The organism is Consotaella aegiceratis, from assembly GCF_036541425.1.
GTDB lineage: Bacteria > Pseudomonadota > Alphaproteobacteria > Rhizobiales > Rhizobiaceae > Consotaella > Consotaella aegiceratis.
In genome coordinates this window covers 20,587-27,391 of the sequence record NZ_JAZHFT010000053.1, presented here as the reverse complement: position 1 = coordinate 27,391, position 6,805 = coordinate 20,587, and the positions used below count along the sequence as shown (strand labels likewise).

10 protein-coding genes are annotated in these 6,805 nt (G+C 60.9%); 8 read left to right on the top strand and 2 right to left on the bottom strand.

The features are described from left to right. Nucleotides 1-129: 129 nt before the first annotated feature. On the bottom strand, nt 130-627 hold the full coding sequence (locus SMD10_RS22225) for a hypothetical protein (protein ID WP_331687939.1): 498 nt from the start codon (nt 625-627) through the stop codon (nt 130-132). A gap of 111 nt (nt 628-738) precedes the next feature. Here SMD10_RS22225 and SMD10_RS22220 point away from each other — a divergent pair, with 111 nt between their 5' ends. From SMD10_RS22220 to SMD10_RS22200, 5 genes are all read left to right on the top strand, one after another. Further along, nucleotides 739-948, top strand: coding sequence for a DNA-binding protein (locus tag SMD10_RS22220; RefSeq protein ID WP_331687938.1), 210 nt, complete (start codon nt 739-741; stop codon nt 946-948). Continuing rightward, nucleotides 945-1,466 (top strand): hypothetical protein, encoded by a 522-nt coding sequence (locus tag SMD10_RS22215; protein ID WP_331687937.1) that lies wholly within the window; start codon nt 945-947, stop codon nt 1,464-1,466. Before SMD10_RS22220 ends, SMD10_RS22215 begins: the two co-directional genes overlap by 4 nt. Further along, on the top strand, nt 1,463-1,705 hold the full coding sequence (locus tag SMD10_RS22210) for a hypothetical protein (protein WP_331687936.1): 243 nt from the start codon (nt 1,463-1,465) through the stop codon (nt 1,703-1,705). The genes SMD10_RS22215 and SMD10_RS22210 overlap by 4 nt, the downstream gene beginning before the upstream one ends. A gap of 124 nt (nt 1,706-1,829) precedes the next feature. Next, complete coding sequence (locus SMD10_RS22205) at nt 1,830-3,242, top strand: primase-helicase family protein (RefSeq protein ID WP_331687935.1); 1,413 nt, start codon at nt 1,830-1,832, stop codon at nt 3,240-3,242. A 531-nt stretch (nt 3,243-3,773) separates the two neighbouring features. Beyond that, nucleotides 3,774-4,001 (top strand): hypothetical protein, encoded by a 228-nt coding sequence (locus tag SMD10_RS22200; RefSeq protein ID WP_331687934.1) that lies wholly within the window; start codon nt 3,774-3,776, stop codon nt 3,999-4,001. Here SMD10_RS22200 and SMD10_RS22195 read toward each other — a convergent pair. After that, complete coding sequence (locus tag SMD10_RS22195) at nt 3,979-4,566, bottom strand: DUF4145 domain-containing protein (RefSeq protein WP_331687933.1); 588 nt, start codon at nt 4,564-4,566, stop codon at nt 3,979-3,981. The genes SMD10_RS22200 and SMD10_RS22195 overlap by 23 nt on opposite strands. Nucleotides 4,567-4,648: 82 nt before the next feature. On the opposite strand from SMD10_RS22195, the gene SMD10_RS22190 reads away from it, so the two are divergent. From SMD10_RS22190 to SMD10_RS22180, 3 genes are read left to right on the top strand one after another with little or no spacing between them, the layout of a single operon-like run. Then, on the top strand, nt 4,649-5,893 hold the full coding sequence (locus SMD10_RS22190) for a phage portal protein (protein ID WP_331687932.1): 1,245 nt from the start codon (nt 4,649-4,651) through the stop codon (nt 5,891-5,893). Then, complete coding sequence (locus tag SMD10_RS22185) at nt 5,883-6,269, top strand: hypothetical protein (protein ID WP_331687931.1); 387 nt, start codon at nt 5,883-5,885, stop codon at nt 6,267-6,269. Before SMD10_RS22190 ends, SMD10_RS22185 begins: the two co-directional genes overlap by 11 nt. Then, nucleotides 6,269-6,805: an HK97 family phage prohead protease gene (locus SMD10_RS22180; RefSeq protein ID WP_331687930.1), complete on the top strand. Its 537-nt coding sequence runs from the start codon at nt 6,269-6,271 to the stop codon at nt 6,803-6,805. Before SMD10_RS22185 ends, SMD10_RS22180 begins: the two co-directional genes overlap by 1 nt.

Below are 6,805 nucleotides of genomic sequence, written 5' to 3'. Positions count from 1 at the left end.
CCAGGCTGGTGCGCGCATGCTGTGCGCGAGTGGTATCGGTCCACATCGTTGATCCAAGGTAGTTTTTGGCAAAACCCCTGAATCAACGGCCGGCGAGGCTGTCAAGCTAACCCACTGATACCACTCACCTCAATTTCGGATCAGACACTGAGACAACTGCTTGGCACGCTCAGCGTAGCGCTTCTGCGCTTCAAGGGCCGACCTGATGTGGTAGTCCAAGTCGTCGCCGCCGAGGCCGAGTGACGAAATCCGGTTAATGACCGGCATAATGTCAATTAAATTCTGTACACTCATCGTCATATGCGCAGAATGAACAGAGAAGAACATCTGCGCCGTCTCCGAATTTAGGTCTATAGATCCTGTTTCCGAGGCTTCATTCGACCACTTCTCTAGCAAATCATGCTCCATTTGGGCCTGAATTGCACCGTTATATATAGCGCTCTTGACGATGCTAATAGCGCTGTCAATGGTCAATGCTATTTGAACAAGTCTCCTCACAGCTTCGGATTTGGATCGTATCCGGTTTTTCCAGGCCCATTCATCGATCGCATCCATCTCGGACTTCGAGATGAACATATTGAAGCGCTCGGATTTCGGCTCGTCGTCACCCGGCTTATCTGCGGCCATATCGTCCCCTTCCGTCCGTCCTACGTAGCCTACGCAGCTTTCGCTTGCAATCATCGCGCTGGATGATACAGATGCCTGTGTAACCTACGTAGGTTCATAGGAGGTTAATCAGTGACGATTGATGAAGCATTGGCGAAACCGACGATCTCAGTGCCGGACGCGGGGCGGTTGTTTTACGATTTGGGGCGGAACGCCTCCTACGAGGCCGCCAAACGCGGGGATATCCCGACCATCCGGATTGGCGGGCGCGTGCTCGTCCCGGTCGCTACCGTGGCCGAGAAGGTCGGCCTGAAGGCGACCATCGGGAGGCCGGCGGCGTGAAGGACGAACTTCGCCCTGCCAACGACCTTCGTCCGACGCTCAGGCTGCGTCGGGGGTCTCCTGAGATTTCAGGACACGCGGACCTGCCGGCCATCTTGGCGAGCGTGGCCGAGGCCATGGAAACGAAAAGGCCCGGACGGGACTGCCATCCCTCCGAGCCTGGATCAACAGCAAATCCCCTGAAAGGAAAGCCGATGAACAGCAATAATGATACCACGCCTATTGGCGATACAGCAAGCGGCACCAGCTCGGCGGAGCTGATCGAGGCGGTTCACAGGCTGGAATCTCCGATCGGTGACGTGAGGAACGCGGCCAATGTCATCGACCTCCTGGTCGAAAGTTACTTGACCAGCATGACGGAACTCCACGGGCAGCGCGTGGTGATCCTCGATGACGCGGTGGTCAGCGCGATCATATGGAGTTCGTATCAGATCACTGAACTTGTGAAGCATTTGGAAGGCGCCTGGGAGCGCTCGAATACGCTCGCCTTCGATCTTGGGACGGGGGGCAAGTCATGAGGATCGCTGGCAATTATTCCAGCGGCGATAAGGATGACAGCCTCTTCGCCATCTTGGACGACCTTGTCGACACGCGGAACGTGGTGAGAGCCATTGAGATGATGGCGGCCGATCTCGGCGATAGCTGCGCGCGCAGCGCCTTTGCAACGGTCGGTTATGTGGTCAGCATCAGCCTCGACGATATCGTCGAGCGGCTGGAGCGGATGGATCGCAAGGCAGGAAATGGCCGCGAGCACTGACAAAAAGGGCGTTGGCAAAGGTCAAGGCAGCAGGGGCGGCGCGGACCAGGTCCGCGCCGCGCTTGAGGCGGCTGAATTCCATCAACGGTTCTGGGAAATGCCGGAAGGCGAGGAGAAAGCCGCTGTGCGGCGCCTCCTCGCCGGGGAGCGCAGCGGCAGCATCATCGTTCAGTTCAGCGGCGCACGAGCGCCGCGCTCGGCGTTGCGTCTCGGCGACTATCAGGTCGACGCGATGAACGCCGAGTTTGCGCTCGTCGCGGTCGGCAAAGACGTGGTGATTGTCTGGTTTCGGCCCGACGCAGCGAAAGATGAGGAGATTCGCTTTCTCAGCCTGGGCGCGTTTCGCGCTCTGAGCGAGAACGCGCGACATTGGTACTTCGACGACAAGGGCAAGGAACGGTCGATCCGGTATGCCGACAAGTGGATGGCCGATCCGGCGAGGCGCGAATATTCGGGAATAGAGTTCTGGCCGAGCTCCGATGGCAAGCTGGGGCGCCCTGGCTTTCTCAATCTCTGGCGGGGTTTTGCGGTCGAACCGAGCGAGCGCGGCAGCTATGCGATCTTCCGCGACCATCTTCTGACGAACGTCTGTGATGGCGACGAAGCGGCCTTTCGCTGGCTGTTCGCCTGGTTCGCATCGATCATTCAGAAGCCGAGGGAGAAGCCGGGAACGGCGATCGTGCTGCGCGGCGGCATGGGCGTCGGCAAGACAATGGTGGGGCAGATATTCGGATCGCTGATCGAGAGCCATTACATTCTCGCCGACGACGCTCGCTATCTGACGGGCAACTTCAACGCTCACATGGCTTCATGCCTCTTGCTCCAGGTCGACGAAGGCTTTTGGGCAGGCGACAAGGCGGCCGAGGGGCGTCTCAAGGGGCTCGTCACTTCCACGACGCAGATGATTGAACACAAGGGCGTCGATCCCGTGAAGGTCGACAACCACCTTCGTCTGATGATCTCGTCAAACTCTGGCTGGGTGGTTCCTGCCGGCCGAGACGAGCGGCGGTTCGCCATCTTCGACGTTGCGCCACACTGCGCGCAAAACCACGAGTATTTCGGCGAGCTTAGGCAGGAGATCGAGACCGGCGGCCGTGAACGGTTGCTCCACGATCTCCAGCACTTTGATCTCGGCAGCATCAATCTGCGCGAAATCCCGAAAAGCGCGGGGCTGCTCGAGCAGAAGGTTCACAGCTTCGACCCGATCGAGACGTGGTGGTTCGATCGCCTGCAGGACGGCGAGCCGACACGGGGGCACGGCCTTTGGCCGGAGTTCGTGCGGAGCCGCGATCTGTTCGACGACTACCTCGCGGCCACGGAGCGGATCGGCATTCGAAGGAAGTCGGCAGAAGCCGAGTTCTTTATGAAGTGGGTCAAGCTTTTGCCGGAGGCGCGCAAGGTGCGGAGAATGGTGCCAGCGGACCGAGGGACGGCGGTGACGCGGGCTTGGGGTTACGAGCTGCCGGCACTTGACAGAGCGCGCACGGTCTTCGAAGAGGCGCTGGGACAAGCCGTCCAGTGGGCGGCCGATGACTAACTGTCCTACCTGTCCTACCTCGTCAGCGAGGGTAGGACACGAAAAGCTGAGCGCTTTCAATGCGCTGTCCTACCTGTCCTACCTGTCCTACCTTTTTTGTGTCCATACATGCGCGCGCATGCGCCTGCGTGCCGACATCATCATAGGTAGGACAGGTAGGACAGGTAGGACAAAGCCTTATTGTACAGGGCTTAGAGCGTGTCCTACCCCTGATGCCAATCACCGAGAAGGTAGGACAGGTAGGACACGCGGTGCGGCGGCGGTGCGTCCATGAGGCAGAAGCCCGCTCCAGACGCCGAGCACGGCGCGGCCGAAAGGCTCCTGCACTTGGCCGTGAAGGTCGAGCGCCTGACGGTGTCGCGGCGCGACCCGCACCGCTTCTTTGAGGATCGATCCGAGATCGCGGCCGAGCTGAGGTCAGTAGCACGCGGGCTGCCGGGGGGTGGTTCTGGACTTTCGGCCCTTTTGAGGGACCGGCGCGGGTAAGCGCACGCAAGACAGAGGCGAATTGGAAATTTCCAAGAGGATGAGATGAGCGGCAGAGAACTTAGCCCTTCGAACTTCGACAGTGCGGCCTTTGCCGCGGAAAAATCGTCCCGCATTATTTGGACGTTGGGCGGCATCGCGCGCAGGCTTGGCGTCGGCGTTGACTTCGTGCGCGACACACTGGCGAAGCAGCCAGATTCTCCGGTCAAGGAAATTGGAGGCCGGTACTATGCCTTTGAGGACCAACTCATCAGTTATCTGAAATCTCGTTAGGCTCGGGTAGCTCGAAATATAGATGCCCAATGGCGCTATCCGCGAGGCTCTTAAAACGCATCGCCTCATCCTTGGTGATTTCGAAATCTCGATCATGAGCTGCAGCGTTTCCTATTGAACGCAGCTCACTTAGCAATTCCGCGATGTTTTCTGGAATAATACCTTTCTTTCGTAAAATTTGAACGCCAGACCAAAAATTTGTATTATATGGCTTACTTATACCTTCAATATCTAGCCGAGATTTAACCGCGTTTTCAATATTTCTTCGGGCAAAAAGTATAGCGGCAGCTGGGGATACATCCGCCAATTGCTCAAATTGGCTGCGATATTCGGAGGGATTCCATGGAACTGATTGTGGTACTGGTTGGTCTTCAACAGTTTCCATTGCCGCCTCTACCTCGTCCAGGCGGAACGAAAATTCCGTGTCCTTGTGCTTCAGCCGCATCCGAGGAATAAGCGGCCCGATCTCCCGACGAAATAGCCAGACACAGAGAACAAGCGCAGCGGGCCAAGCCATTGACACGAGCGAGGCAAAGACGCTCGCAAAGAAATCGAGCCAGTTCATCCAGTCTCCCCGCTAAACCTTCTCCGCCAACGAGTTCCCCAATTAAACCATTACGCGAGTGCGCGCATGTGCCTTTATCTAGATGGCCATGCTCTGGCCGTTCACCCGTTCTGCCCCGATTGAGACCCGCGACGAGGACCTCGTCGACGAGGATGGCGTTCTCACCGCTTTGTGGTCGGGCGCCTCGTCGGGCTCGCTGGCGATCTCCGGCGCCGAGGCTCTGCGCATTCCCGCCGTTGCCAATGCCGTCCGCGTCATCTCGGAAGCCGCTGCCACGCTTGACCTGCGGGTGATGGAGATCAAGGCGGATGGCGTCGAGGAGGAGGACCGCACGCACCCGATCGGCGTCATGCTGCGCGGCGACGTGAATGGCTGGACGTCCGGCTTCGACCTTATCCGCGATCTGACCGCCGACGCCCTGACCCGAGATTGGGGCGGGCTCGCCTATGTGAACCGCATCCGAGGCGAGATCCGCGAGGTGGTGCGCTATCAGCCCGCCGCGATCAGCGTCACCTATGATCCCTGGACCGGCGAGCCGAGCTACCGGATCGAAGGGCAGATCATCCCCTCGACGAACGTCCTGCATGTTCGCGGTCCCTTCGACCGCTCGCCACTCTCGCTCGCCGCCGAGGCGATCGGCGTCGCCCGCGAGATGGAACGGCACGCCGGGAACCTCTTTAAGCGCAGCGCTCGGCCGGGCGGCGTGATCCGCAGCCCCAAGCCGGTCGGTGACAAGGGCATCAAGCGGATGATCGCGGGCTGGCGCGCAGCCCATGAGGGCAGCGAGAACAGCGGCCGTACCGCCATCCTCTATGACGGCGCCGAATGGCAGCAACTGGCGCTGACCAGCGTCGACAGCCAGTTCCTGGAGCTGCGCAAGTTCCAGGTGATCGAGATCGCCCGCGCGTTCCGGGTGCCACCCTCGATGCTCTACGAGCTGGACCGTGCGACCTGGTCGAACTCCGAACAGATGGGCCGAGAGTTCCTGACCTACACGCTGGAGCCTTGGCTCCGCGCCTTGGAGACGGCGCTCGGTCGGGCGCTGTTCAGCCGCGAGGATCGCACCCGTTACCGCCTCAGCTTCGATCGCGACGACCTGACCCGCGCCGACCTCGGCCAGCGTGCCACCGCCATTGCCTCGCTGATTTCCAGCCGTGTCTTGAACAGCAACGAAGGCAGGAGCTGGCTCGGCCTCGGCCCGCGCGAAGGCGGCGACGAATACGCCAACCCCAACACCGGCAGCAACCAACCCGGCGCCGCCGCACCGCAGGGTCCGCAGCCCGCGCGCATGCCTGAAGACGAGGAGCCCGCGACTGATGACGCTTGACGACATCCTGGCGAACGTCGCCGATCAGGACCGGGGGAAAGAGTTCGAACTCGCCGACCCGGTGACGGGCGCGCCGACCGGCATCAAGCTCTGGATCGTCGGGCCGGACAGCGACACGGCGAACCGGGCGCGCGTGGCGCTCTATGACGAACTCGCCGAGCTATCGGATAGTGACGGCAAGGTCTCGGCCGAGAACCGCGAGAAGGCCCGGCTCAACTGCCTCGCCAAGCACGTCCTGCGCTGGGAGATCGTCGAGGGCGGGCAGCCCTTGCCGTTCAACACGAAGAACCTGCTCCGGCTTCTCCGCGTGCCGTGGGTACAGGCGCAAGTTGACGCCTTTGCCTCCGATCGCGCCGCCCATCGGGGGGATGCCTAATGGATTATCGCGATCTTGAGTTTCGGTTTGCTGTCAGCGAGGCCGGCGAGTTCGAGGGCTATGCCGTGCTGTGGGGGCAGAAGAACCTTCACGGCGAGATCTATCTGCCGGGCACCTTCAAGCGCTCGCTCGCCGAGCATCGCGCCAACGGCACGTTCCCGGCGATGCATTGGGCGCATCGGTCGGACAATGTGCCGGGCGTCTGGACCGAGATCACGGAAGACGCCAAGGGCCTTTTCGTCCGGGGCAAGCTCCTACTCGACACCACCGACGGCAAGAACCTTGCGACGATCATCCGCGAGCGCGCCGCCACCGGCCTGTCGATCGGCTTCCGGGCCGCCAAGAGCCTGATGCAGCGCGGCGTTCGCATCATCCGCGATCTGGACCTCGCCGAAATCTCGGTGGTCTCCAACCCGTCCGCCAACCTTGCCCGCATCTCCGCCTATCGCAGCACCGGCCGCCCTGTCGAGGGCGCGGCGGCCTTCGTCGAAGCCTGCCGTAAGGCCCGTTGCGCCCTCGTGATGAAAGGACACTGA